The sequence below is a fragment of the Glycomyces sp. L485 genome (assembly GCF_022548875.1).
GTDB lineage: Bacteria > Actinomycetota > Actinomycetes > Mycobacteriales > Micromonosporaceae > Glycomyces.
The window spans coordinates 1-241 of the sequence record NZ_JAKZEW010000016.1 but is presented as its reverse complement, the minus strand read 5'-3'; positions in this window follow the sequence as shown (position 1 = coordinate 241).

Here is a 241-nt window from a genome sequence, read left to right as displayed (position 1 = left end):
CGGGCAGGTTAAGAACGGGATGGGATCTTCGATCACATTCGCGCGCACCGGGATCAGCGGTTCGTTCGTCTTCGGGTGTACCAGGCGCATCGCCGCAGTCGGTGCCGCCGGTGAGGCCGCATCTGCTGGCGGTGTTGCTGGTGTGGGGGCGTGCTCGTCTTCGGGGCGGGAGTGCCCGCCCGGTCCGAAGTCCCGTGCGGAGTCCTGTTCGGAGTCCTGTTCGGAGTCTCGCTCGGGTCCG